21 protein-coding genes, 2 tRNA genes and 1 other RNA gene are annotated in these 23,619 nt (G+C 70.1%); 13 read left to right on the forward strand and 11 right to left on the reverse strand.

All coding sequences use genetic code 11. The features are described from left to right. From ABZX11_RS45190 to ABZX11_RS45200, 3 genes are all read right to left on the reverse strand, one after another. Positions 1-888 carry a hypothetical protein gene (locus tag ABZX11_RS45190; RefSeq protein WP_354924938.1) on the reverse strand — a complete coding sequence of 296 codons (888 nt, stop codon included), beginning with the start codon at positions 886-888 and terminating at the stop codon, positions 1-3. Positions 889-1,050: 162 nt separating this feature from the next. Further along, a complete protein-coding gene (locus tag ABZX11_RS45195; protein WP_354924915.1) occupies positions 1,051-2,391 on the reverse strand; it encodes an AarF/ABC1/UbiB kinase family protein in 1,341 nt (446 codons plus the stop codon). A 60-nt stretch (positions 2,392-2,451) separates the two neighbouring features. Continuing rightward, a complete protein-coding gene (locus ABZX11_RS45200) occupies positions 2,452-3,498 on the reverse strand; it encodes a ThiF family adenylyltransferase (protein WP_176172812.1) in 1,047 nt (348 codons plus the stop codon). A 230-nt stretch (positions 3,499-3,728) separates the two neighbouring features. Between ABZX11_RS45200 and ABZX11_RS45205 the strand changes: the two genes are divergently transcribed. Further along, complete coding sequence (locus tag ABZX11_RS45205) at positions 3,729-4,238, forward strand: M48 family metallopeptidase (protein ID WP_354924917.1); 510 nt, start codon at positions 3,729-3,731, stop codon at positions 4,236-4,238. 383 nt (positions 4,239-4,621) lie between these two features. On the opposite strand, the gene ABZX11_RS45210 is transcribed toward ABZX11_RS45205, so the two are convergent. Then, positions 4,622-6,013: a zinc-dependent metalloprotease gene (locus tag ABZX11_RS45210; RefSeq protein WP_354924919.1), complete on the reverse strand. Its 1,392-nt coding sequence runs from the start codon at positions 6,011-6,013 to the stop codon at positions 4,622-4,624. A gap of 89 nt (positions 6,014-6,102) precedes the next feature. Between ABZX11_RS45210 and ABZX11_RS45215 the strand changes: the two genes are divergently transcribed. Then, positions 6,103-7,209, forward strand: a complete 1,107-nt coding sequence (locus ABZX11_RS45215) for a PDZ domain-containing protein (protein ID WP_354924921.1) — start codon at positions 6,103-6,105, stop codon at positions 7,207-7,209. Here ABZX11_RS45215 and ABZX11_RS45220 read toward each other — a convergent pair. After that, positions 7,206-7,745 carry a PPA1309 family protein gene (locus ABZX11_RS45220; protein ID WP_176172810.1) on the reverse strand — a complete coding sequence of 180 codons (540 nt, stop codon included), beginning with the start codon at positions 7,743-7,745 and terminating at the stop codon, positions 7,206-7,208. The two genes, ABZX11_RS45215 and ABZX11_RS45220, sit on opposite strands and share 4 nt — an antisense overlap. Positions 7,746-7,894: 149 nt before the next feature. Between ABZX11_RS45220 and ABZX11_RS45225 the strand changes: the two genes are divergently transcribed. Continuing rightward, the gene (locus tag ABZX11_RS45225) at positions 7,895-10,897 is read left to right on the forward strand and encodes a UPF0182 family protein (protein WP_354924923.1); all 3,003 of its coding nucleotides are present in this window, start codon (positions 7,895-7,897) and stop codon (positions 10,895-10,897) included. Between the two features lie 67 nt (positions 10,898-10,964). Further along, positions 10,965-11,038: transfer RNA gene (locus ABZX11_RS45230), tRNA-Met, on the forward strand. A gap of 204 nt (positions 11,039-11,242) precedes the next feature. Here ABZX11_RS45230 and ABZX11_RS45235 read toward each other — a convergent pair. Next, positions 11,243-12,661 (reverse strand): FAD-dependent monooxygenase, encoded by a 1,419-nt coding sequence (locus tag ABZX11_RS45235; protein ID WP_354924925.1) that lies wholly within the window; start codon positions 12,659-12,661, stop codon positions 11,243-11,245. Between the two features lie 96 nt (positions 12,662-12,757). On the opposite strand from ABZX11_RS45235, the gene ABZX11_RS45240 reads away from it, so the two are divergent. The 8 genes from ABZX11_RS45240 (at position 12,758) to ABZX11_RS45275 (ending at position 18,738) form a co-directional block, all read left to right on the forward strand. Further along, positions 12,758-13,342 carry a TetR/AcrR family transcriptional regulator C-terminal domain-containing protein gene (locus tag ABZX11_RS45240; RefSeq protein ID WP_176172808.1) on the forward strand — a complete coding sequence of 195 codons (585 nt, stop codon included), beginning with the start codon at positions 12,758-12,760 and terminating at the stop codon, positions 13,340-13,342. 77 nt (positions 13,343-13,419) lie between these two features. Continuing rightward, positions 13,420-13,493 (forward strand) — tRNA-Met (locus tag ABZX11_RS45245). A 416-nt stretch (positions 13,494-13,909) separates the two neighbouring features. After that, positions 13,910-14,410 (forward strand): helix-turn-helix transcriptional regulator, encoded by a 501-nt coding sequence (locus ABZX11_RS45250; protein ID WP_354924927.1) that lies wholly within the window; start codon positions 13,910-13,912, stop codon positions 14,408-14,410. Positions 14,411-14,473: 63 nt separating this feature from the next. After that, positions 14,474-15,571 (forward strand): peptide chain release factor 2, encoded by a 1,098-nt coding sequence (prfB, locus tag ABZX11_RS45255; RefSeq protein WP_354924929.1) that lies wholly within the window; start codon positions 14,474-14,476, stop codon positions 15,569-15,571. 112 nt (positions 15,572-15,683) lie between these two features. Next, positions 15,684-16,373: a cell division ATP-binding protein FtsE gene (ftsE, locus tag ABZX11_RS45260; RefSeq protein WP_003082104.1), complete on the forward strand. Its 690-nt coding sequence runs from the start codon at positions 15,684-15,686 to the stop codon at positions 16,371-16,373. 48 nt (positions 16,374-16,421) lie between these two features. Continuing rightward, positions 16,422-17,315: a permease-like cell division protein FtsX gene (ftsX, locus tag ABZX11_RS45265; RefSeq protein ID WP_176172805.1), complete on the forward strand. Its 894-nt coding sequence runs from the start codon at positions 16,422-16,424 to the stop codon at positions 17,313-17,315. 44 nt (positions 17,316-17,359) lie between these two features. Next, complete coding sequence (gene smpB, locus ABZX11_RS45270) at positions 17,360-17,842, forward strand: SsrA-binding protein SmpB (protein WP_176172804.1); 483 nt, start codon at positions 17,360-17,362, stop codon at positions 17,840-17,842. After that, on the forward strand, positions 17,839-18,738 hold the full coding sequence (locus ABZX11_RS45275; protein WP_354924931.1) for an amidohydrolase family protein: 900 nt from the start codon (positions 17,839-17,841) through the stop codon (positions 18,736-18,738). The genes smpB and ABZX11_RS45275 overlap by 4 nt, the downstream gene beginning before the upstream one ends. On the opposite strand, the gene ABZX11_RS45280 is transcribed toward ABZX11_RS45275, so the two are convergent. The 5 genes from ABZX11_RS45280 to ABZX11_RS45300 form a co-directional block, all read right to left on the reverse strand. Further along, on the reverse strand, positions 18,728-20,032 hold the full coding sequence (locus ABZX11_RS45280) for an acyltransferase (protein WP_354924933.1): 1,305 nt from the start codon (positions 20,030-20,032) through the stop codon (positions 18,728-18,730). The genes ABZX11_RS45275 and ABZX11_RS45280 overlap by 11 nt on opposite strands. A 94-nt stretch (positions 20,033-20,126) precedes the next feature. After that, positions 20,127-20,351 carry a hypothetical protein gene (locus ABZX11_RS45285; protein WP_176172801.1) on the reverse strand — a complete coding sequence of 75 codons (225 nt, stop codon included), beginning with the start codon at positions 20,349-20,351 and terminating at the stop codon, positions 20,127-20,129. Positions 20,352-20,469: 118 nt separating this feature from the next. Further along, a complete protein-coding gene (locus tag ABZX11_RS45290) occupies positions 20,470-21,111 on the reverse strand; it encodes a response regulator transcription factor (RefSeq protein WP_176172800.1) in 642 nt (213 codons plus the stop codon). A gap of 39 nt (positions 21,112-21,150) precedes the next feature. Continuing rightward, a complete protein-coding gene (locus tag ABZX11_RS45295) occupies positions 21,151-22,284 on the reverse strand; it encodes a sensor histidine kinase (protein ID WP_176172799.1) in 1,134 nt (377 codons plus the stop codon). Continuing rightward, positions 22,281-22,955 carry a sensor domain-containing protein gene (locus ABZX11_RS45300; protein ID WP_354924936.1) on the reverse strand — a complete coding sequence of 225 codons (675 nt, stop codon included), beginning with the start codon at positions 22,953-22,955 and terminating at the stop codon, positions 22,281-22,283. The genes ABZX11_RS45295 and ABZX11_RS45300 overlap by 4 nt, the downstream gene beginning before the upstream one ends. 151 nt (positions 22,956-23,106) lie before the next feature. On the opposite strand from ABZX11_RS45300, the gene ssrA reads away from it, so the two are divergent. Continuing rightward, positions 23,107-23,474: a transfer-messenger RNA gene (ssrA, locus tag ABZX11_RS45305) on the forward strand. Positions 23,475-23,619 lie beyond the last annotated feature (145 nt).

Below are 23,619 nucleotides of genomic sequence, written 5' to 3' on the forward strand. Positions count from 1 at the left end.
TCAGGCGGCGTCGCCGGCCGGTGTCTGCGGGATCGCGCGGACCTTCGGACGAGGCGTCCTGGATGCTTCGCCGAACGCTCTGGCCAGCTCCTGGGCCACTTCCTGAGGGACCTGTTGGAGCTGCCTGACCGTGCAGCGGACCAGGACGATCCCGGTCGCCGCCAAGGCCAGGTGGCTGAAGCCACCTCCCGTGCCCGGGCTGCAGCGGTACTGCCAGGCCAGGCCGAGCTCGTCCCACCACGCGTCCGCCTCGCCGATGCGGCGGCCGCGGCGGTCGCAGATCGTCTGGTCCCAGCTCGGCGGGGGGAGAGGCACCCGGTCCAGTACTCGGGTGGCCAGGCCGTGGGCCTGGATCGGCCCCTCGTCGAGCTCGCGCAGCACCTTGCGGACCGCTGCCGTGCCGCGCTGGGAACCTGCCTCGAGTTCCGCCAGCAACTCGCGGCGGCTCGACAGGCCCCAGTACAGCGGCAACGTCAGCAGGTGGCGGATGCGCGCCGGGTCGGGCTCGGACCTGGCCAGGTCCAGTGTCGCCCGCGCCGGCGGGGCGAACGGCAGGCCGTCGACCTCGATCGGGTCCGGTAAGCGGGCCGTGCGCGCCAGGCGGACACCCTCGGAGGGCACCACTCGGCACTCCTGGGGCACCAGCAGGTGGATCTCGCGCTCCGCCGGGCACTTCACGCCATGGGCCTGCAGGGCGTCGGCGCCGGTGATCACCACCCCGGGCCCGTAGCGCACCAGCGCGGCGTGCAGCAGCTGCTGCCGCGTCGGGGCGGTGTTGCGCAGCAGGACGACCCCGGGGTGCAGGCGGCGCCACGGCCCTCCCGGGCCGCAGAGCCGCCGGGCTCTTCGGTCGGACACCCCGGCTTGGCGCAGCTGTTCGAGGTTCATCACCTCGCCCGCCTCGGGATTACTAAGGGCGAGCGGATCAGTGCATTGCGTAGCAGTCATGCTTCGAGCATGGCGGCTCGGCCAACCGGGTGGAACCCCGTCCGCCGCGTCTGTGGACAACTCGGCGAAATCCGTCCGTTCGCGGCCCCACCTGTGGACAACTCAGCCGGCGAAGCCGGGCTGCCACCGCTCCACGATGCCGCGGGCCGGGATCTCCGCGTCGAGCTGGCACAGGATGCCCGTCGACCCCGCCGTCACCCGGTGGATCATCAGGTACTCCGGCGGCAGGTTGAGCGAACGGCCGACGCGGAAGTCGTTGCCGCGGCTGTCGCCCACCCGCCCGGCCTGCTTCTGCATCCAGCGGCGGGTGAAGTGGAACGTCGGCGCGGCCAGCGGCTCGGTGAAGGGCGCCAGGTAGGCGAGCACCTCCTCCGCGGTCAGGTCGCTGTCCGGCCGGATGAACCGGTTCGCCCGCAGCAGGCGCATCAGCTCGGTGGACTCGCCGTCGAGGGCCAGCCTCGTCATCTCGCCGAGGTGGCGGGGGATGCCTTCGGGCAGCCGGGCCACGCCGCCGAAGTCGATGACGCACAGCCTGTCGTCGTCGGTGATCATGAAGTTGCCCGGGTGCGGGTCCGAGTGCAGCAGGTGGACGCGCTCCGGCGACGAGTAGTGGAACTCCGCGAGCAGCCGGCCCGCCAGGTTCCGCGTCTCGCGGTCGCCGTCGGCGATCACCTTCGACAGCGGCGTGCCGCTCGCCCACTCCGTCACGACGACCTTCGGCGCGCTCGCCACCACTCGCGGCACCAGGATGCCGGGATCGCCGTCGAACGCCTTCGCGAAGGCGCGCTGGTGCTGGGCCTCGGCCTGGTAGTCGAGCTCCTCGTTCATCCGCTCGGCGAGCTCGGCCAGCAGCGGCTTGACCTCGGTGCCCGGCACGAACGCCTGGAACAGCCTGCTGAACCGCTGCAGCTGCCGCAGGTCGCTGCGCAGAGCCTCGTCGGCGCCCGGGTACTGCACCTTGACCGCGACCGGGCGGCCGTCGTGCCAGACCGCCCGGTGGACCTGGCCGATGCTCGCGGCCGCCGCCGGCTCGTCGTCGAACGAGGCGAACCGGCTGGTCCAAGTGCGGCCCAGCTGCTCGGCGAGCACCCGGTGGGTCTGCCGGACCGGCATCGGCGGCGCGGCGGCCTGCAGCTTCGTGAGCGCTTCGCGGTACGGCTTCGCCATGTCGTCCGGCACCGCGGCCTCGAACACGCTCAGCGCCTGGCCGAACTTCATGGCCCCGCCCTTGAGCGTGCCGAGCACCTCGAACAGCTGCTCGGCGGCCTTCGCCGACAGCGTCGCGTTCACCTGTTCCGCGCTCTGGCCCGCGAGCCTCTTGCCCCAGCCGCCGACCGCCCGGCCGGCGATGCCGAGCGGGAGACTGGCGAGCTTGGCGGTACGGGCGGCACCCTTGCGCGGCATCGCTGTGTCACGATCGCCTGGGTCGCGGAAGTCGGTCACAACGGCGATTCTGCCTTGCGGCCTCGGCGGCGCGCAGCCTGCGCGCGGCGACTTCGTGGGCTACGTCTCCAGGATCACCTCCCGGGCGCCGCAGCGGCACCGCGGGTGCGGCGGCCAGCGCCGGTGGCGGATGCGGCCGGCGAAGGCGTCGATCTCGAGGGTCGCGTTCCAGGTCGGCGGGGCCGGCGCGCTCGGGGAGAGCAGCCGCATGGCCTGGGCGACGGCCAGCGAGGCGCACGAGTGGACCGCGCCGAGATCCGGCCGCTGGTGCCGGCCGGCGAGCTGCCCGGCGACGCGCGGCCAGCACGGGTCGCGTTCCGTGCGGTGCAGGTCGGCGCAGCGCAGGCACGAGCTGCGGCCCGGCACGACCAGCGGCCCGACGATGGCCGTGCCGTCGCGGACGCGCGCCGCCAGGTGCGGGACGTTGTCGCCCATCAGCTCGGCGACGAGCTCGGGAGCCGGGACGACGGCGTCGGTCAGCAGGGCCAGGTCCGGGTGCCGGTCGTGCAGGCGGGTGACGCGGACCTCGGGATCGACCCGGCGGAGCAGGTCGGCGAGGGCGTGGCGGCGGGACCGGCCCAGGTCCGCGGCGGTGAACCCGGAGCCGAGGTCGTGTTCGGTGACCGTGCCGGGCACCTGCAGCTCGACGTGCCCGATTCCGGCGTTGGCCAGCAGCACGGCGGCCGCCACGGCCACGCGGCCGGCGCCGTGGACCGAGACCGCCGCGGCCCGCCGCCGCTCGGCCATCGCCGGCTGGTGGTGCCGGGCGCGCAGGGACCAGAGGCCGGGTTCGCCGCGGAAGCCGGGACCCTCGGGACGGCCGGCGTCGGTGACCAGGCCGAGCGCCGTCAGCTGCCGCAGCAGCCTGTGCAGCTGGTCCCGGTGTTCGCTCTCCGCGAGCAGGATCCGCTCGACGTGCGTGCTGCCGTCGAGGGCGCGCAGCTTCGCGAGCAGGTGCGGGGAGAGGTTCTCGACGATCACGCCGTGGCGCGGGTCGAGGCCGATCTGGACCTCGCGGGGGCCGCGTTCGAGCACGGTGAGGCCCGGGAGCAGGGCAGGGTGGGCCGGCAGGAGGACCGGTGGCATGTCCGCGGTGTCGAGGATCATGTCCGCAGGATCGCACCCGGTGGCGACCGGGAGGCCGCGGAAGGAGCCGGAACGGCCGAGTTGTCCACAAGTGGAACCGGCTGTGGACAACTCGGGTCTGTGACCTCAAGGCTCTCGGAGTTGTCGGTGCCGGGCCGTACCGTTGTCGGGTGGTCGAAGCACGCATGCCCTCACTGAGAGGCCGAGGGGACACGAACCCCTCGTCGGACACACCCGGACACAAGGTCGAAGTGCGGCGCAGCCAGCGCCGGCACCGGACGGTCACCGCGTATTGGAACGACGACACGCTCGTCGTGCTCATCCCCGCGCGGATGACCAGGGCGGAGGAGAAACACTGGGTCGCCGAGATGGAGCGCAAACTGCAGCGCTCGGAACCACGTCGGCCGGCGTCCCCGAAGACGTCGGACGAAGCCCTGCTCGCGCGCTGCGCGCTGCTGTCGGGCAAGTACCTGGGCGGCACCGCGGTGCCGGCGAGCGTCCGCTGGGTGCCGCCGATGCGCACGCGGTGGGCCTCCTGCACGCCGGTCGACGCGACCATCCGGGTCAGCGAACGGCTGCGGAAGGTGCCTGCGTGGGTGCTGGACTACGTGCTGGTGCACGAGCTGGCGCACCTGCGGGAGCCCGGGCACGACGCGGCTTTCTGGGCGCTGGTGCAGCGGTATCCGAAGACTGAACGGGCGATCGGGTACTTGGAGGGGTTGTCGGCTGCTGCCGGGTGGGGGATCTCCACCGAGGATTGAGCGGGAGAGAGGGGCCGGGGGCTGTGGTGGAGGGCGGTCGCTGGGCAGGGTGCCCTTCTGGTCGGCGCCCGCTGAACGGGCTGCGGCCGGGACGGGTTCGCCTGACGGCGGGTTGGCGGCTGTCCGCGGGTGGTCGCTGGGTGGCCGGTGGCGGGGCTGCGCCCGCCTACCTGACGGCGGCGGCCTGCGCCGCGCCCGCCTGACGGCGGGCTGGTGGGTGTCCCCCGAAGGTTGGTCGGTTGGCACGGGACCACGAAAGACCGGTGGTCAGGGGGTCAGCTAAGGGCCGCTTCCCTGGGAACGGCGGAGGGCCGGTGCCCGCTTACGCGGGGCACCGGCCCTCCGGGAACTCAGCTCAGGGCTGCCAGCTCGGGGCTGCCAACTCAGGGCTGTTTGCCCTCGTCGGACGGCGGCTCGTCCTTCTCCGACGGCTCCGAACCCTCCGGCCCCTCGGCACGCTCCGAGCGCTCGGCCTTCTCCGTCCGCTCCAGCTCGGCGATCGGGTCGAGGTCGTCCAGCGAGCCCGCTTCGCCCACTCGGTCCGCGAAGTCGATCGGCTCGTCCAGGTCCTCCGCCGTGGGCATCAGGTCCGGGTGGGACCAGAGGCCGTCGCGCTTCTCCAGGCCGTGGCGGTCTCCCACCAGCTTCCACAGGTTCGATGCGTCCCTCATCCTGCGGGGACGCAGCTCCAGGCCGACCAGCGTGGCGAACGTCTGCTCCGCCGGGCCGCCCGTTGCGCGGCGGCGGCGCAGCGTCTCGCGCAGGGCGTCCGCTCCCGGGAGCCGGTCGCCGACCGCTTCGGCCACCGTTACGTCCACCCAGCCCTCGACCAGGGCCAGCAGTGTCTCCAGGCGGCGCAGGGCCACCTTCTGCTCCTCGGTCGTCTGGGGCTCCAGCAGCCCCGAGGACATCGCCTCTTCGATGCTCGCCGGGTTCGCCGGGTCGATCTGGCCGGCCAGGGACTCCAGCGCGGACGTGTCCACCGAGATCCCGTGCGCGAACTCCTCGACCGTCGCCAGCAGGCGCTGGCGCAGCCACGGCACGTGCGTGAACAGGCGCTGGTGGGCCGCCTCGCGGGCGGCCAGGAACACCAGGATCTCGCTGTTCGGCAGCTCCAGGCCCTCGGCGAACTTCTCGATGTTCGCCGGCAGCAGGGCCGACGTGCCTGCCGGGGCCAGCGGCAGGCCGATCTCGGTCGACGTCAGCATCTCCGAGGCCAGCTGGGCCAGCGCGTTGCCGAGCTGGGAACCGAAGGCCATGCCGCCCATCTGCCCCATCATCTGCAGCAACGGGCCCGCGGCCTGCTTGGCCTCCTCCGGCAGCGCCTGCATCCAGGCACCGGAGACCTGCCGGGCCACCGGGTCGCACAGCCGCTGCCACGTGGGGAGCGTCTTCTCCACCCAGGACCGCGGCGACCAGGCCACCGTCGACGTCGCGCCGGCCGGGAACACCGTGGCCGCGTCGAGCCAGAGCTCGGCCAGGTGGGCCGCGTCGCGGACCGCCGCGTTCGCGTCGTCGCCGCCTCGGAAGCCGAGCTTGCTCTCGCCCGTGTTGCCGGCGCTGCCCAGCGTCTGCAGGGCGATCTGCTTGGCGAGGTCGTAGTTCACCGGCCCGCTGGAGCTGCCCGCCTGGCTGAGCATCTGGCCCAGCTGGCTCAGCATCTGCCCGAGCTGGTTGAAGGCCTCGGCGCCGGACTGCTGCCCGCCTTCCGAGGGGTCGTTCTCACCTCGTTTGTCGGGATCGGAAGGTCCGAAGCCGAACGGGGGTTTGCTCATGTGTCCACCGTACGCGGGTCGAGACCCGTCGAGCGCGTCAACCGTGGCCTTCACCGGGAAGCGAACGCGGTCACCGTACGCTGTCGGTCGTGACCAAGTCCTCCGAGGAGACCGCCCCCGCGAAGAGCGCCCCGGAACCGGCGCCCGAGCCGGCCGGCGAGGCCCGCCGGATGACCCGGCGGGGCTGGACGCTGGTGGTCAGCGGCTCGCTGTTCCTGATCTTCGTGGTGCTCGGCTCGGTCGTGCCGGTGCCCTTCGTCGCGATCAGCCCGGGCCCGACCTACGACACGCTGGGTCGTGACGCGGCGGGCAACCCGGTCATCCAGGTCACCGGGCACGAGACCTTCCCGACCACCGGCGAGCTGCGGATGACGACCGTCTCCCTGCACGACGGTGTCACCCTCTTCCAGGGCCTCGGCTTCTGGGCGAGCGGCCGGTACGCGCTCGCGCCGCGCGAGGAGTACTTCAAGCCCGGCGAGACGAACGAGCAGGTCAAGCAGGAGAACATCCAGCAGCTGCAGGACTCGCAGACCAACGCGCAGGTCGCCGCCCTGCGGAAGCTCGGCTACCCGATCAAGGTGCTGGCGAAGCAGATCGTCTCCGGCAGCCCGGCCGACCACGTGCTCTCGCCCGGCGACAAGCTGATCACCGTCAACGGCAAGAAGATCGTCGAGGCCGCCGACGTGCGGGCCGCGCTCAACGGCACGCTGCCCGGCCAGACCGTCCAGATCACCTTCCAGTCCGACGGCCAGCCCGAACGGACCGTGCCGCTGACCCTCGCCGCGCGGCCCGACCGCAAGGAGGGCTTCATCGGCCTCACCGCGGTCGACCGCGCCGACGCGCCGTTCACCGTCAACATCTCGCTGCAGGACGTCGGCGGCCCGTCGGCCGGGCTGATGTTCACCCTCGCCATCATCGACCGGCTGCAGAACGGCGACCTCGCCGGCGGACGGCACATCGCCGGCACCGGCGAGATCACCGAGACCGGCGAAGTCGACCCGATCGGGGGGATCTCGTTCAAGGTCGTCGGCGCCCGCGAAGCCGGCGCCACCGACTTCCTGGTGCCCGAGCACAACTGCGCCGAGGCCAAGTCGAACGCGCCCGACGGGCTCAACCTGATCAAGGTGTCCACACTGGACGACGCGCTCGCCCAGCTGGCCAACCTGAAAGCCGGTCGGCCGACGGCGTCCTGCTAGGGCAGCAGCGTGGCCTTCAGCGCTTCGACCAGGTTCGGCGCCAGATCGGGGCTTTCCACGATCTCGTCGATCGATTCGTCGGTGCCCGCCCCGCGCAGCCGCATCACGCAGGCGCCCTCCCCGTCGCGCAGGACCGCCGCGACCAGCCGCGCCTCCGTGCGCTGCGGGTGGTCCGCGGCCGCACGGCGAAGGCTCTCCGCGTCCGCTTCGGCGACGTCCGGCAGCTCCGACTCCGAGCCCGGCGGCAGCACGATGATCTCCTGGGCCAGCGCGCAGCCGATGACCAGATCCGGCCAGGCGATCCGGCCCAGCGCCTCGGCCAGGTCGCCGTCGGGCAGCGCTTCCTGCGCCACCGGCGTCAGCGGGTTCGCCCGGTCGAGCTGCCCGGCCAGCTCCGGCTGCTCGTCCAGCAGCGCGGCCGTCGGCACCAGGGCGAACAGCTGCGGCGGCTGGTCCCAGCCCGCCGCCGCCATGAAGTCCTCGATCTCACGGGCGAGCGCGGCCACACCGGCCTGTCGCGCTTCGTTCGCTGCCATGCGCACATCGTGTCAGGTCGGCCGGCGCCGCGACGCCGCGAGTCCGGTTTGGGCGGGTCACGGGAACTTCCCCGGGCATCCGTAGAGTTAGGGAATCAGGGGGCGCACGCGCCCCTGCTCAAGTATTGACGAAGACAGGAGCGTGTGCCGTGGCGACTCGGCCCCCGGTGAGCCTGCCGAAGCTGTCCCGGCGGAGCCGGATCCTCCTCATCATCGCCGCGGTGATCGTGCTGGCGCTGCTGCTCGGGGCCCGTCTCCTCGACACCTACGTCGACTGGCTGTGGTACGGCGAAGTCGGCGCGCGGCCGGTGTTCACCACCCAGCTGATCACCCGCGTGATCCTCTTCTTCGCCGTCGGGCTGCTCGTCGGCGGCGCGCTGGCGATCAGCCTGATGATCGCCTACCGGACGCGCCCGGTCTTCGTGCCGATCTCCGGCGCCGACGACCCGCTGGCGCGCTACCGCTCGGCGATCGTCGCCCGCATCCGCCTCTTCGGCGTCGGCATCCCGGTGCTCACCGGCCTCATCGCCGGCCTGTCCGCCCAGGGCGACTGGCAGGTCGTGCAGCTGTTCCTCAACGGCACCTCCTTCGGCCAGACCGACCCCGAGTTCGGCAACGACGTCGGCTTCTACGCCTTCGACCTCCCGTTCTTCAACTGGCTGCTCGGCTGGCTGTTCATCACCGTCGTCATCTCCTTCTTCGGCGCGCTGATCGCGCACTACGTCTTCGGCGGCATCCGGCTGGCGGGCAAGGGCGGCCAGCTCGCCGGCCCGACCCGCGCGCAGCTCGCCATCACCGTCGGCCTCTTCGTGCTGCTGAAGGCGGTCGAGTACTTCTTCGACCGGTACAACCTGCTGCTGTCCGACCGCGGCATGCCGCTGTTCGTCGGCGCCACCTACACCGACCTCAACGCGGTGCTGCCGGCCAAGCTGATCCTGCTGTGCATCTCGGTCATCTGCGCGATCGCCTTCTTCGCCGGTGCCTTCCTGCGCAACCTGCAGCTGCCGGCCATCTCGCTGGTGCTGCTGATCCTCTCCGGCATCCTCGTCGGCGTCGCCTGGCCCGCCATCCTCGACCAGTTCTCGGTGAAGCCGAACGCGAACGAGAAGGAAGCGACGTCCATCCAGCGCAACATGGACGCCACCCGCCGCGCCTACGGCCTCACCGACGTCCAGTACCAGCCCTACACCGGCAAGTCGGACGCCACCCCGGACCAGATCAAGGCCGACAACGGGACGATGTCGAACATCCGGCTGCTCGACCCGAACATCCTCTCCGACACCTTCACCCAGCGCGTCGGCCGCGAGAACTTCTATGGCTTCCCAGCCAAGCTGGACATCGACCGCTACACCGTCGGCGGCGTGACGCAGGACTACATCGTCGCGGCCAAGGAGATCAAGACCGAGGGCCTCACCGGCAACCAGACCAGCTGGATCAACAAGCACCTCGTCTACACCCACGGCAACGGCTTCGTCGTCGCACCGGCCAACACGATCGACCGCGCGGTCAAGGACGCCAACTCCGACGGCGGCTACCCGATCGCCACCACCAGCGACACGCAGAACCCGGCCGGTGCCGGCGCGCCCGCGACCGGCCAGCCCGGCATCGAGGTCAAGGAACCCCGCATCTACTACGGCGAGCTGTCCGCCGCGGAATCCGACTACGCCATCGTGGGCGGCACCACCGGCAACGCGCCCGGCGAGTACGACACCGCCACCGACCGCTACAAGTACACCGGCACCGGCGGCGTCTCGATCGACAACTGGTTCAACCGCCTCGCCTTCGCCGCCGAGTACGGCGAACGGAACATCCTGTTCTCCGACGCCATCGGCGACAACTCCAAGATCATGTACAACCGCGACCCGCGCGACCGCGTCAGCAAGGTCGCGCCGTGGCTGACCCTCGACGGCGACCCGTACCCGGCGGTCGTCGACGGCAAGATCCAGTGGATCATCGACGGCTACACCACGCTCAACAACTTCCCGTACGCCCAGCAGACCCAGCTCGGCGCGGCCACGAACGACTCCCTCAACGGCGTCGCCCGCCAGGCCAACAGCTCCATCAACTACATCCGCAACTCGGTCAAGGCCACCGTCGACGCCTTCAACGGCACCGTCACGCTGTACTCGATCGACGACAAGGAACCGGTCCTCAACGCCTGGGAGAAGGTCTTCCCCGGGCTCGTGAAGCCCAGCTCCGACATCTCCCCGGACCTGCGGGCCCACTTCCGCTACCCCGAGGACCTCTTCAAGATCCAGCGTGAACTGCTGTCGCGCTACCACGTCAGCAACCCGCAGGAGTTCTACTCGCAGCAGGCGTTCTGGAGCGTCCCGCAGGACCCGACGGCCGAGGGCGGCTCCAACCCGGCCGCGGCCGGCGCGGCCAACCAGCCCGGCTACTACGTCCTCGCCGACACCCCCGGCCAGACCAAGCCGACGTTCCAGCTCACCAGCTCACTGACCGGCCTCCAGCGCCAGTACCTCGCGTCCTGGATGTCGGTGTCCTCCGACCCGGCCGACTACGGCAAGATCCGCGTCCTCCAGCTACCCAGCGCGGCCACCGGAGCCACCCAGGTCGACGGCCCGGTCCAGGTCCAGAACCGGTTCCAGAGCGACTCCCGCGTCGCCCAAGACCGCACCCTCTTCAACAACCCCAACGTCACCCCCATCTACGGCAACCTGATCACGCTCCCGGTCGCCGACGGCTTCCTCTACGTCGAACCCGTCTACATCCGGCAGCGCAACCAGAACAGCTACCCGCAGCTGGCCCGCGTCCTCGTCTCCTACGGACCCAAGGTCGGCTACGGCGCCACCCTCCAGGAAGCCCTCGACCAGGTCTTCGGCGCCGGCACCGGCGAAGCCACCACCACCCCGCCCCAAGCCGGCCAGCCGACCACCAACCCACCCACCTCCACCAACCCCACCACCACCCCGCCCGCCAACAACGGCAGCGGCAACGCGGCCCTCGACAAAGCCGTGACCGACATCCAGTCGGCCATCGCCAGGCTCAAAGCCGCCCAGCAATCCGGCAACTTCGCCGACCAAGGTGCCGCACTCGCCGCCCTCGACGCGGCCGCCCGCGCCTACGAAGCAGCCAAGACCGCGGCACCGGGAACCAGCACGGCACCACCCACCAGCCAGCCCGGAGGGTGACGTCGAGCACCCGGACGGCACCTGCTTTGCACCCGCCCGAAAGGCAGGCGTAAGGTAGGTGCCACGACGCGGGGTGGAGCAGCTCGGTAGCTCGCTGGGCTCATAACCCAGAGGTCGCAGGTTCAAATCCTGTCCCCGCTACAGAGGTTGGAGGCGTGTGTTCGCGGAAAGCGCGAACCGCGCCTCCTTCGCATTTGTTCTGGGGGTCGAACCCCCAGACCCCCGCCAGGGGGGCTTCGCCGCCCCTGGACCCCCCTGCGTTGGGTTTCGTTCTCGAGTGAGTCTGCGTTCTTTAGTGAGCCGGCGTTCTTGAGTTGGCCGGCGTTCTTGAGTTAGCCGGTGTTGTCAGGTCAGCCAGGTTTTTGTTTCTCCTGTTGTGTTTGCTATGTAGCCGTCTGGGCGGACCAGGAGCCTCTCTGCGTCCCGGTAGGGGAGTTCGGGGACCTCTGCTACGAGTACCTCTTTGTGGGGCTTTGGTTGTGGGGTTTTTGTCAGGAGGACCCAGGTTCCTTTGTGGAAGAGCGTGCTTGCGTGACCGTCGTGGGTGGGGAAGTCGGGGAGGCGGGTTCCGGCTGCCGGGTGGGGATCTTCGTTGGCGTACTTGATGTTCAGGCCCGAGACCATGCCCGACAGGTGGTGCTGGACTTCGGGGAGCGCTGCCAGGTCTCGGAAGAGAGCTCGTAGCGCCAGCTGGTTGGGGTTGGTGGGGATCAGGGCGTTCTGGGCCGCCACGTTGTCCAACACCTGCTGTGCCACTGGACGGCGCTCTGCTTCGTACGTTTCCAGGAGTCCCGCCGGGGCTCGGTCGCGGAGTTCGGCCGCCAGCTTCCAGCCCAGATTCATCGCGTCCTGGATCCCCAGGTTGAGACCCTGGCCCCCGGCCGGGAAATGGATGTGGGCCGCGTCGCCCGCCAGCAGGACTCTGCCCACCTGGTAGTTCTCCGCCAGGCGGCTGTCGTCCGAGAAGCGGCTCGCCCAGCGGATTTCGGCGATCCCGGCCTCTTCGCCGAAGCGTTCCGTGACCGCTGCTCGCACTTCGTCCGGGGTCACCTCGGCTCGGAGGTTCCGGGGGCGGTTCAGGCGGTCTCCGAAGCTGATCCGGTAGAGGTTCCGCTCGCCCAGCGGGATCACGCCGATGAACTTGCCCGGGCTGCCCGAGGTCACCATGTTCGTCATCGAACGCCACTGGGTCGGGGCCCCGGGCGGCGTCGACTCGAACAGGACGTCCGCCGCTACGCCGTGGCCCTGGCCTTCAATGCCTTCGAACGGCATGTTCAGTGCCTTGCGGACCGTGCTTCGGCCGCCGTCGCAGCCCACCAGGTACTCCGCTCGGATTCGCAGGTCGCCCGCGGTGATCGTGACGCCGTCGGCGTCTTGGGTGAAGGTGGTCAGTTCGTGGCCTCGCCTCACCTTCACGCCCTGCTCGGCCAGGCGCTCCTCCAAGGTCGCTTCCACCTCGGCTTGGGGAATGCCCAGCTGGTACGGGTGGCGCGTGTCCCAGCCCGTGTAGGGGATCGGGATCACCGCGAAGTGTCCGTCCGCGACAGTCGCGAACGCGCGGTCCTTCGCCCGGGGCAGCAGGCCGCGGAGGTCCAGCACCTCCGCCGTCCTCGGCTGGAGGTTCAGGGCCTTCGACAACCCCGTTCGCTCGTGCATCCGCTCGAGCACCTGGACGTCCACTCCGGCCAGTGCCAGCTCGTTCGCCAGCATCAGGCCCGTCGGGCCCGCGCCGGCCACGACCACTTCCGCGGTCAGCTCCGTCATCTCCCTAGCTCCTTAACAACGTTAAATTGACCTGCCCCGAGGATGGCCTTAACATCGTTAAACTGTCAAGCGGGGATCTTGGGGAGTAGCGCAGAGATGGCTCTGACCAGGGAGAACATTGCTCGGTCCGGGCTGAAGCTGCTCAACGAGGTCGGGCTCAACGGGCTCACGCTGCGGCTGATCGCCGCGGATCTCGGGGTCAAGGCGCCCGCGCTGTACTGGCACCTGAAGAACAAACAGGAGCTGCTCGACGAGATGGCGACGCAGATGTACCGCGATTCCGCGGCCGATCGGCGGCCGCCGGCGTCGCTGGGGGAGTGGGAAGCTGCAGCGCACGGGGCCCGCGCGCTGCGGCGGATGATGCTCGCCTACCGCGACGGCGGGAAGGTCTTCGCCGGCACCTACCTCGGCGACCTGGGTCTCGTCGGCCCGCACCCGCTGCGCCGGAGCATCGACGCCGGCCTCGACGAGCGGCTGGCCGACCGGGCGGTGTTCACCGTCTACTGCTTCGTCATCGGCTACGTGATCGAGGAGCAGGCCGTGCGGCCCATGCCCGGTGAGTTCGACGAGCGCTACCGCGGGTCGGCGGGCGAGGCGGTGCTGGGTGACGCCGACGCGCGGTTCGAGGACGGGCTCGCCATGGTCCTCAGTGGAGCCCGCCAGTGGCTGGAGACGGCGTAACGGCAGGTCAGGGCGTTTAGGGACCCCGGTGTAAAGCCCCTGGCAACCCCGTGTAATCTATTCAAGTACCACAACGGCGCGGGGTGGAGCAGCTCGGTAGCTCGCTGGGCTCATAACCCAGAGGTCGCAGGTTCAAATCCTGTCCCCGCTACAGAGGTAAGAGGCGTGTGCGAACGGAAAGCGTTCGCCACGCCTCTTTCGCTTTGTTTTGGGGGTCGAACCCCCAAACCCCCGCCAAGGCGGGCTTCGCCCCCTTGGATCCCCCGCTGTGGTCGCCTTTTGCTACGAATCTCGCGATATGGACACCGGTGTCGGCCGGTTGCGGTGCGTGTCCGCGGTGCGCCAAGCCGGGGAGTGCCGCCCGTCGAACTCACCTGCCTGGAGGTTGCCGGGCGTGCCTCGATGCGTCTGGTTGGCCCAAAGATTCCTGGGAGCGGTTGCAGAGCGTGTTCACGTCCACAGTGGACCGGCTCGCATTGGGCCGAACGAGGGGATCTGTCTAGCCACAATGGACAGATACGCTGACCACTGTGGACACAGCGGCCGATAAGTGGGAATCTAGGGGGCGTGTCCGAATTGAATGCAACAGCCGCCGCCCTGCTCGGTCTGCTCCACGACGGTCCCGCCACCGGCGGGCAGCTCGTCGCGGGAGCGGGTGAGCGTTTCGGCGCCTTCTTCAGTGTCACCCGCAGCCAGGTGTACCGGGAGCTCCCGGCGCTGTCCAAGGAAGGCCTCGTCCGGCTCGGCAAGCAGGGCCCGCGCTCCAGCCAGCAGTACCTGATCACCGCCGCCGGCAAGAAGGCCTTCAAGGCCTGGCTGACGTCCGAAGCCGGCCCCGACCACCTGCGCAGCCCGCTCATCCTGCGGCTCGTGCACGCGGGGTCGCTGACGGCGAAGCAGCGCCAGACGCTGCTCGACTCGGCCAGGGCGAGCTACGGCCAGCAGCTCGACGACGCCAAGGCGGCCACCAAGGCGGCCGAGGGGCCGTACGAAAAGGCCGTCGCCGAGTTCGCCCAGGCCCAGGCCAAGGCCGCGCTCAAGCTGCTCGACGCCATCCCCGCGGCCTGAGGTTCGCGCGCCCACGACCGGTCCTCGCAACCGGTCGTGGGTTTTGCCGTAACCTTGACAAACGTGAGTGATGAGTTCGACGCGGCATTGAGGGACCTGGCCGGCAAGCTGACGCAGATCGAGTCGGTGATGGACCTCGATTCGCTGCGTGCGCAGGTCGCCGACCTGGAGGAGCAGGCATCGAGCCCGACCCTCTGGGACGACCCGGAGGCGGCCCAGAAGGTCACCAGCCAGCTCTCGCACCGGCAGGGCGAGCTGCGCCGGGTGTCCGACCTGCGCCAGCGGCTCGACGACCTCGGCGTGCTGTACGAGCTCGCCGAGGCCGAAGGCGACTCCGGCAGCCTCGCCGAGGCCGAGACCGAGCTCGCCGACCTGAGCAAGGCCATCGACGGCCTCGAGGTCCGCACCCTGCTCTCGGGCGAGTACGACGACCGCAACGCCGTCGTCACCATCCGGTCCGAGGCGGGCGGCGTCGACGCGGCCGACTTCGCCGAGATGCTGCTGCGCATGTACCTGCGCTGGGCCGAGCGCCACGGCTACCCGACCGACGTCTACGACATCTCCTACGCCGAAGAGGCGGGCATCAAGTCGGCGACGTTCAAGGTGAGCGCCCCCTACGTCTACGGCACCCTCTCGGTCGAGCAGGGCACCCACCGGCTCGTCCGGATCTCGCCGTTCGACAACCAGAGCCGGCGCCAGACGTCGTTCGCGCACGTCGAGGTGCTGCCCGAGGTCGAAGAGGTCGACCACGTCGACATCCCGGAAAAGGACATCCGGGTCGACGTCTACCGATCGTCGGGCCCCGGTGGACAGAGCGTGAACACCACCGACAGTGCGGTGCGCATCACGCACATCCCGACGAACATCGTCGTCTCCTGCCAGAACGAGAAGTCGCAGCTGCAGAACAAGGCGGCCGCGATGAAGGTCCTCCAGGCGCGGCTGCTGCAGCGGAAGAAGGAAGAAGAGCGCAAGGAGATGGACGCGCTCAAGGACGGCGGCTCCAGCTGGGGCAACCAGATGCGCTCCTACGTGCTGCACCCGTACCAGATGGTGAAGGACCTGCGGACCGAGTTCGAGGTCGGCAACCCGACCGCGGTGCTCGACGGCGACATCGACGGCTTCCTCGACGCGGGCATCCGCTGGCGGAAGCAGACCGCCTGATCGGCGCAAGGGGTGTTTGCGCGACCGCTCACCGTACGCAAACGCCCCTTGCTCCACTCGGGTGGACCGGGCAACCGGGGCTTCACGAGACCGGTGGGTAGTATGCCGAATCGTGATCCGGCTCGAAGAGGTTTCCAAGGTCTACAAGACCTCGACGCGGCCCGCGCTCGAGCGGGTGTCCGTCGACATCGAAAAGGGTGAGTTCGTCTTCCTCATCGGTCCCTCGGGATCGGGGAAGTCGACCTTCCTCCGGCTCCTGCTGCGCGAAGAGACGCCGAGCAAGGGCCGTGTGATGGTGTCCAACTTCGACGTCGCCAAGCTGGCCCGCCGCCGGGTCCCCCGCCTGCGGCAGACCATCGGCTGCGTCTTCCAGGACTTCCGCCTGCTGGCGAACAAGACCGTCGCGGAGAACGTGGCGTTCGCCCTCGAGGTCATCGGCAAGCCCGGCCCGACCATCAAGAAGGTCGTCCCCGAGGTGCTGGAGCTCGTCGGCCTCGACGGCAAGGCCGACCGGCTGCCCAACGAGCTCTCCGGTGGTGAGCAGCAGCGCGTCGCGATCGCGCGCGCGTTCGTCAACCGTCCGCTGGTGCTGCTCGCCGACGAGCCGACCGGGAACCTGGACCCCGACACCAGCCAGGACATCATGCTGCTGCTGGAGCGGATCAACCGCACCGGCACCACGGTCCTGATGGCCACCCACGATCACTCCATCGTGGACTCCATGCGGCGCCGAGTCGTCGAGCTGCAGCTCGGCCGGGTGATCCGCGACGACGCCCGCGGCGTCTACGGCATCGGTCGCTGAGACCCGCCCACCCCGCACCGCCCCCGACCCCAAGGACCTGCACCCGCCATGCGCGCCAGTTTCGTCTTCAGTGAGGTAGTCACCGGCCTGCGCCGGAACGTCACGATGACCATCGCGATGATGCTGACCACGGCCGTGTCGCTCGCCATGCTCGGCGGCGGCCTGCTCGCCGTCCGGACGATCGACAAGATGAAGTCCAACTTCCTCGCCGACGTCGAAGTTTCGGTCTACCTCACCGACGACATCAGCGCGAACGACAAGAATTGCACCCAGTCGCTGTGCCAGACGCTGCGGACCTCGCTGCAGAGCAACAACGGTGTCGAATCGGTCGTCTTCGAGAACCGCGACCAGGCCTTCGACCGGTTCAAGAAGATCTTCGAGAGCCAGCCGGAGCTGATCGCGCTCACCGGCCCGGAGTCGCTGCCCGCTTCGCTGCACGTGAAGCTGAAGGACCCGGACCGCAGTGACGCGATCGTGCAGGAGTACGGCACCAAGCCGGGCGTGCGGAAGGTCGACGACCAGAAGAAGTTCCTCGACCGCGTCTTCAACGCCTTCAACGGTGTCCGCAACATGGCCTTCGGGGCCGCGCTCATCATGGCCGTCGCCGCGTTGCTGCTGATCGCCAACACGATCCAGGTGTCCGCGTTCACCCGCCGCACCGAGGTCGGCATCATGCGGCTGGTCGGCGCGACGCGGTGGTACACACAGCTGCCCTTCCTGCTGGAGGCGGTGGTCGCCGGCGCGGTCGGTGCGGTCCTCGGGATCATCATGCTGATCATCACGAAGGCCGGCTTCCTGGATTCGGTGTTCACCGGCGACGTGTTCCCGAAGATCACCATGCTGGAGCTGCTGTTCCCGGTCGCGCCGATCCTGCTCGGGGTGTCCGTGGTGATCTCCGCCATCACCGGTTACGTCACGCTGCGGCTGTACGTCCGGCACTAGATAACCCGCTGCTCGTCACCGTCGGAATCACGTAGAGTGGTCGTATGCCCAAAGAACGTGGCCAGAAGGTCATCGTGTCGAACCGCAAGGCGCGGCACGACTACTCCATCCTCGACACCTACGAGTGCGGTCTCGTGCTCGTCGGCACCGAGGTGAAGAGCCTGCGCGAGGGCAAGGCATCGCTGGCGGACGCGTTCGCGACGGTCGACGACGGCGAAGTGTGGCTGCGCAACGTGCACATCCCGGAGTACACGCAGGGCACGTGGACCAACCACACCCCGCGGCGCACCCGGAAGCTGCTGCTGCACCGGCGCGAGATCGAGAAGCTCATCGGCAAGACCAGGGAAAGCGGGCTCTCCCTGGTACCGCTGTCGATGTACTTCAAGGACGGCAAGGTCAAGGTCGAGATCGCGCTGGCCCAGGGCAAGAAGGCCTACGACAAACGGCAGGCGCTCGCCAAGCGGGACGCGGACCGCGACATCAGGAAGGCCATGGGCCGGGCGCTGAAGGGCCGGTTCACGGAGTGACGCCCGGTCCGGCTTCCGACGGCGACGTCGCTCGCTGGACGGCGTCGCTCGGCCTGCCGGGCCTGGTCGACCTGCACGTCCACTTCCTGCCGAAGCCGGTGATGGACAAGGTCTGGGCGTACTTCGACGCGGCCTCGACGCACTACGGCACCGAGTGGCCGGTGTTCTACCGGACGTCCGAAGAGGAACGTCTGGAGACCTTGCGTGCGCTCGGTGTCACGCAGTTCGCCCCGCTGGTCTACCCGCACAAGCCCGGCATGGCGGAGTGGCTGACCGAGTGGGCGCTGGACTTCGCCGCGCGGGTCCCGGACGCGGTGCCGACCGGGACCTTCTACCCCGAGCCCGGCGCCGGGTCCGCTGTGGACGGTGCGCTGCGCGCCGGCGCCCGGGTGTTCAAGGCGCACGTGCAGGTGGGCGCCTACGACCCGCGCGACGACCTGCTGAAGCCGGTCTGGGGCGCGCTGGCCGACGCCGGCGTCCCTGTCGTCGTCCACTGTGGACACGGTCCGTTGCGGGGCGACTTCACCGGGTTGTCGGTGTTCGAGGAGGTGCTGGCGCGGCACCCGAACCTGACGGCGGTCCTCGCGCACGCGGCGATGCCGGAGTTCGGCACGGCGTTCGAGCTGATGGCGAAGTACCCGCGGGTGCACCTGGACACGACGATGGTCGGCGTGCCGTTCGCCGAAGCGATGTCGCCGCTGCCGCCGGACTGGACGGCCCGGTTGTCCGGCCACGCCGACCGGGTCGTGCTCGGCACGGACTTCCCGAACATTCCGTACCCGTACGTGACGCAGCTGCAGGCGATCGCCGGCTGGGCGGAAGCCGACGATCGCCTGGGGGAGCCGTTCCTGCGGGCGGTGCTGCACGACACGCCGCTGCGGCTGCTCAGCGTTTGATCGTTGCGCGTTCGCTGACGGTGACCGCGCGCCCGAGCAGCTCGGTCACCGGGATCTGCTTGCCCGCCAGGAGGAAGCCGGCCGTCGCCAGGACCACCCACGGCACCGGGCCGTGGGCGATGCCGTCCGAGAGCGGGGCGAACCCGTGCGCCGCCAGGCCGAGCAGGCCGCCCGAGATCAGCAGCCCGGCCGCGACCAGCTGCGGCGTCCGGGCGGTGAGCGCGCCGGTGTCGCGCTGCATCTCGAAGTGGGCGAACAGCCGCAGCAGCCCGAACAGCACCATCGCGCACCCGGCGAACCACCCGGGCGCCATGACCAGCCAGAACACCGTGCCCGGCGCCGGAGTCTGATAGCCGAGGCCGTACACCGTCACCCCGGCCACCACGACCAGCGCCGGCATGTGCCAGAGGTAGACGCTCATGAACCGGGCGCCCAGCCAGCCGAGGGCGTCGCCGACGCCGGGCCGGGCCGCGAACGCGTTGAGCTGCGGGCGGAAGGCGAGCAGCAGGCCGACCTGGCCGACGGCGAGGAAGGCGAGCAGCACGGTCGGCGGGCTCATGTTCGACACCGGCGCGCCCGGCATGCCGATCATGCTGGCCGGGTAGGGACCGAACGCGACCAGCAGCGCGGTGAGGCCGAACCCGGCGGCGGACAGCGTCAGCGCGCCGCGGCGGGTCAGCGAGCCGAGCCTGCCTTCGACGTAGTGGAAACCGAGCTGGTGCACGGCGACCCAGACGAAGACCGCGTTGGCGTACCCGATGTAGCCGAAGTCGTTGAAGCGGGCGACGTCGACCAGAACCCCCGCCGCACCCATGACGAGCGGCACCTTCAGGCCCCACCGCCGGTGCGCGGCGACCATGAGCGGCGTCAGAAGCACGACGAGCACGTACACCGCGAGGAACCACAGCAGCTGCGCGGCGATCGCACTGGCGACCTGCAGCGGTTGCGGCGGGACGCCCAGGCCGCGCAGGAAGTCCGGCGCGATCAGCCAGACCGCCATCAGCGGCAGCACCGGCGTCATCAGGCGCTTGAGCCGCCCGGCGAGCCACTGCCGCGGGGACGTCGCGCGGCGGAAGGAGATCAGGTTCGCCGCGCCGCCGGCGAAGAAGACGAGGGGCATGACCTGGCTGAGCCACGTGATGACCCACCAGCCCGGCGTGGCGAGGGCGTTGCCGGTGGCGAGGTGCCCGTCGGAGTAGGACAGCACCGGCATCAGCCAGTGCTGGGCGATGACGGCGAGGATGGCCCCCGCCCGGACGACGTCGAGGAACCTGTCCCGGCCCGCTGTCTGCATGCCGTTCAGCCTGGCCGGTTCGACCTGGGGAAACAGCGGTGCTGCCCGGTCTGTTCGGGGTCCTGTTCACCCCCGGTCGGTGCGGGGGTTTCCCCTACCTCAGGCCGTCGGGCTCGGGTTCGTGCTGCGTGGCGGCGACGCGGTACTCCCAGCCGTGCTCGGTGAGGCCGAGCTCGTAGCGGGTCTCGATCTTCGGGCCGCCGTGCAGGTGGATGTGCCGGATGACGGTGCCCGGGATCGGCTCGGCGTCCCCGAGCTCCTGGACGCGGCCGTCGAGCGGGCCGCCGAAGAAGCGGACGCAGCGGATCTCGTCGGACATCTGCGCGCTCCTCTCGCGGCCGGGTCCGCTCATGGTAGGTGAGCGCTCACACGGGTGCCGCCCGCGGAACGGGTGACCCGTTGTCCACCTTACGGGACTTCCGGTCACCGTCCGTTGCTCAGCGGCCCAGGTACGTCAGCACCGCACGAACGCGACGGTGTTCCTCCGCACTGGCCTCGAGGCCGAGTTTCGAGAAGATGTTGCCGATGTGCTTCTCCACCGCGCCGTGCGAAACCACCAGCGAATTCGCGATCGCCGTGTTCGACAGGCCCTGGGCCATCAGGCCGAGCACTTCGGACTCGCGGGCGGTCAGGGCGTCCAGCGGGTTGCGGCGGCCGCGGGCCATCAGCTGGGCGATCACGTCCGGGTCGATCGCCGTGCCGCCGCCGGCCACGCGGCGGACCGCGTCCAGGAAGTCCGCGACGTCCGCCACGCGCTCCTTCAGCAGGTAGCCCACCCCGCCGGCCCCGCCCGAGAGCAGCTCCACCGCGTAGGACTCCTCGACGTACTGCGACAGCACCAACACCGGCAGGCCGGGGACCTCCTTGCGCGCCGCCAAGGCCGCGCGCAGGCCCTCGTCGGTGAACGTCGGGGGCATGCGGACGTCGACGATCGCCAGGTCAGGACGATGTTCCTTCACCGCGCCGAGCAGGTCGTCCCCGTTGTCGACGGCCGCCGCCGTCTCGATGCCCTCGTCGGCGAGCAGGCGGGTCACCCCGGCCCGCAGCAGCACGGCGTCCTCGGCGATGACTACCCGCATCCGGCCCCCAAGCTCGTGGATGAACGGGGTCCAGCCTATTCACCACTGGCAGGGGAGGTCAGCCCGGATCACGGTCGGGCCGCCGACCGGGCTGACCACGGTGATCACGCCGTCGATCGTCGCGGCGCGGTCGGCCAGGCCGGCCAGCCCGCCGCCGGGACGCACCTCCGCGCCGCCGTGACCGTTGTCGGTGATCTCGACGACGACGTGGTCGTCGGTCCGCCACACCTTCACGCCCGCCTCGGTCGCTCCGGAGTGCTTCGCGATGTTCGTCAACGTCTCGCCGACGATGAAGTACGCCGTCGTCTCCACCGCGGCCGGCGGCCGCGGCTCGACGGCCACCGAGACGTCCACCGGGATCGGCGACTTCGCCGCCTGCGCCGACAGCGCCGCGTCCAGCCCCCGGTCACCCAGGACGGCCGGGTAGATGCCGCGCGCCAGGTCCCGCAACTCCGAAACGGCGAGCTTCGCGTCCGCGTGCGCCTCGTCGATCAGGTCCCGCACCGCCTGCGGGTCCTGGTCGAACTTCGACTTCGCGCGGCCCAGGCTCATCGCCACGGCCACCAGCCGCTGCTGCGCGCCGTCGTGCAGGTCACGCTCGATGCGCCGGCGTTCGGCCTCGGCGGCGTCGACGCCGCGGGCCCGGGACGCCTGCAGCCGCTCGGCCTTCTGCTCCAGCCGTTTCGTGCGGTCCGGACCGAGTAGCGCCAGCGCCAGCTCGGCGTGCAGCCAGCCCAGCCACGGCGTCACCCAGATCGCCATCGGCAGCAGCACGACCGACGCCAGCGCGATCGCGAACTCCGCGCACGCCAGCGGGAACGCGGCCGTCAGGTAGGCGAGGTCACGCCACGTCGTCGCGTCGCTCAGCCGGACCATCCACCGCCGCAGCAGCGGCTGCCCCTCTTCGTACGGCCGCCGCTGCACCGGCGGCAGCGGCACGTTCAGCATCCGGCCCGCCCAGGCCCGCTCACGGTCGCCGGACCACCGGACGAAACTCGTCGTCGCCAGCAGGATCGGGAACCCGACCCAGATCACCGCCGTGGACACGCCCACCGAGATGCCGACCACGATCAGCACGAACTGCACCAGCCGGAGGACGAAGCTGACGATCATGTAGAGGATCGTGCGCGCCGGGTGCGGCCGCGGGTGGTCCAGTTGCTGCGCCTCGGTCATCCCGCCACCAGGTTCTTCTCTTCCGCGTTTTCCCACCAGCGCTCCATCCGGCGGCGCTGCGCGACCGTCGGGCCCAGCAGCGCGTTCGCCAGCCGGGCGTGCGTGCCCGCCAGCGCCTTGGTCAGCGCCACCGACAACGCGACGAACAACACCCCCAGCGCCGCCCACGGTAGCGCCTCGACCGTGGAGTCCACGGTCAGCCACGGCACCTCCGGGTTGGGGAACCGGTACTCACCGCCCGGCAGCCACCGGAAGTAGACGGGCAGGAAGACCAGCGCGAGGCTCGTCGCCCAGAACGTCGTCACCAGCACGAACTCGACCAGGCCCACCGGGAAGAGCAGCGCGAAGTAGGCGAAGTCCCGCCAGGTCGACGGGTCCTTCAGCCGCCCCTTCCACCGCAGCGACTGCTTGCCGGACGGCAGCGGCAGGTACGGCAGGTCGATGTAGCGGTCCAGCAGCGCGTAGACCCGCGCCCGCTCCAGCCGCGCCGCCCCCCGCACCGCGAGCACGACCAGCGCGAGCAACCCCACCCCGACCCACACCACGGCGGTACCCGCCCCGGCCGAGACGAACGCCGTGAGGAACCCGAACGCCAGCACCCCCAGCGGCAGGTTCATCAGCAAGAACACCACCGAACCACCGAACGGCGGATCCCGCCTCTCGTTCACCATGACCGCGCTCCTTCCCACGGCTCCCAGCATCGCGGCCCGCGCCCGCGCGCGACATGGTGCGAGCGGGCATCCCGGCGGTAGGGCTGGCCCCACCCACCCGGAAGAAAGCGGTGGCGCCGGGCGTTATGATGAACAGGTTGTGTCCCGACAAGGGGGTGAACGGTTTCGACTTTGGACGTTGATTCAGGAGAAGCGTGCCGGTGCAGGCGAGAGACCACCGTAAGCGTCATCGCAACCAAATAAGCGCCGACTCCAGTCAGCGCGAGTTCGCCCTCGCCGCCTGAGCGAGTGCGACTCTGTCGGCCCGGGTTCGCCTCCGGCCCGGGTACCGGCATCAGCTAGGAGGCTCAGCGACTGTCCCGGCCACGGGGAACAGTCGTGAAGCAAACAGTGGCTGGGCTCGTCACCTCAGCTTGTTCGCGTGACTGAGGGAGCCAAGCAGAGACGTAGCGGACTGCGCACGGAGAAGCCCTGTTGATACGCCAGAGGACCCGGGTTCAATTCCCGGCACCTCCACTTCACTTTGCGGAAGGCCCACGCCCCTTCGGGGCTGGGCCTTCCTTCGTTTCGCCATGTCCTTTGGGGGTCGGACCCCCAAACCCCCGCCAGGGGGCTCCGCCCCCTGGACCCCCGGCGTGGTTGCGTTTGTTCTCTGGCTGAAAGT

The sequence above is a fragment of the Amycolatopsis sp. NPDC004169 genome (genome assembly GCF_040610315.1).
GTDB lineage: Bacteria > Actinomycetota > Actinomycetes > Mycobacteriales > Pseudonocardiaceae > Amycolatopsis.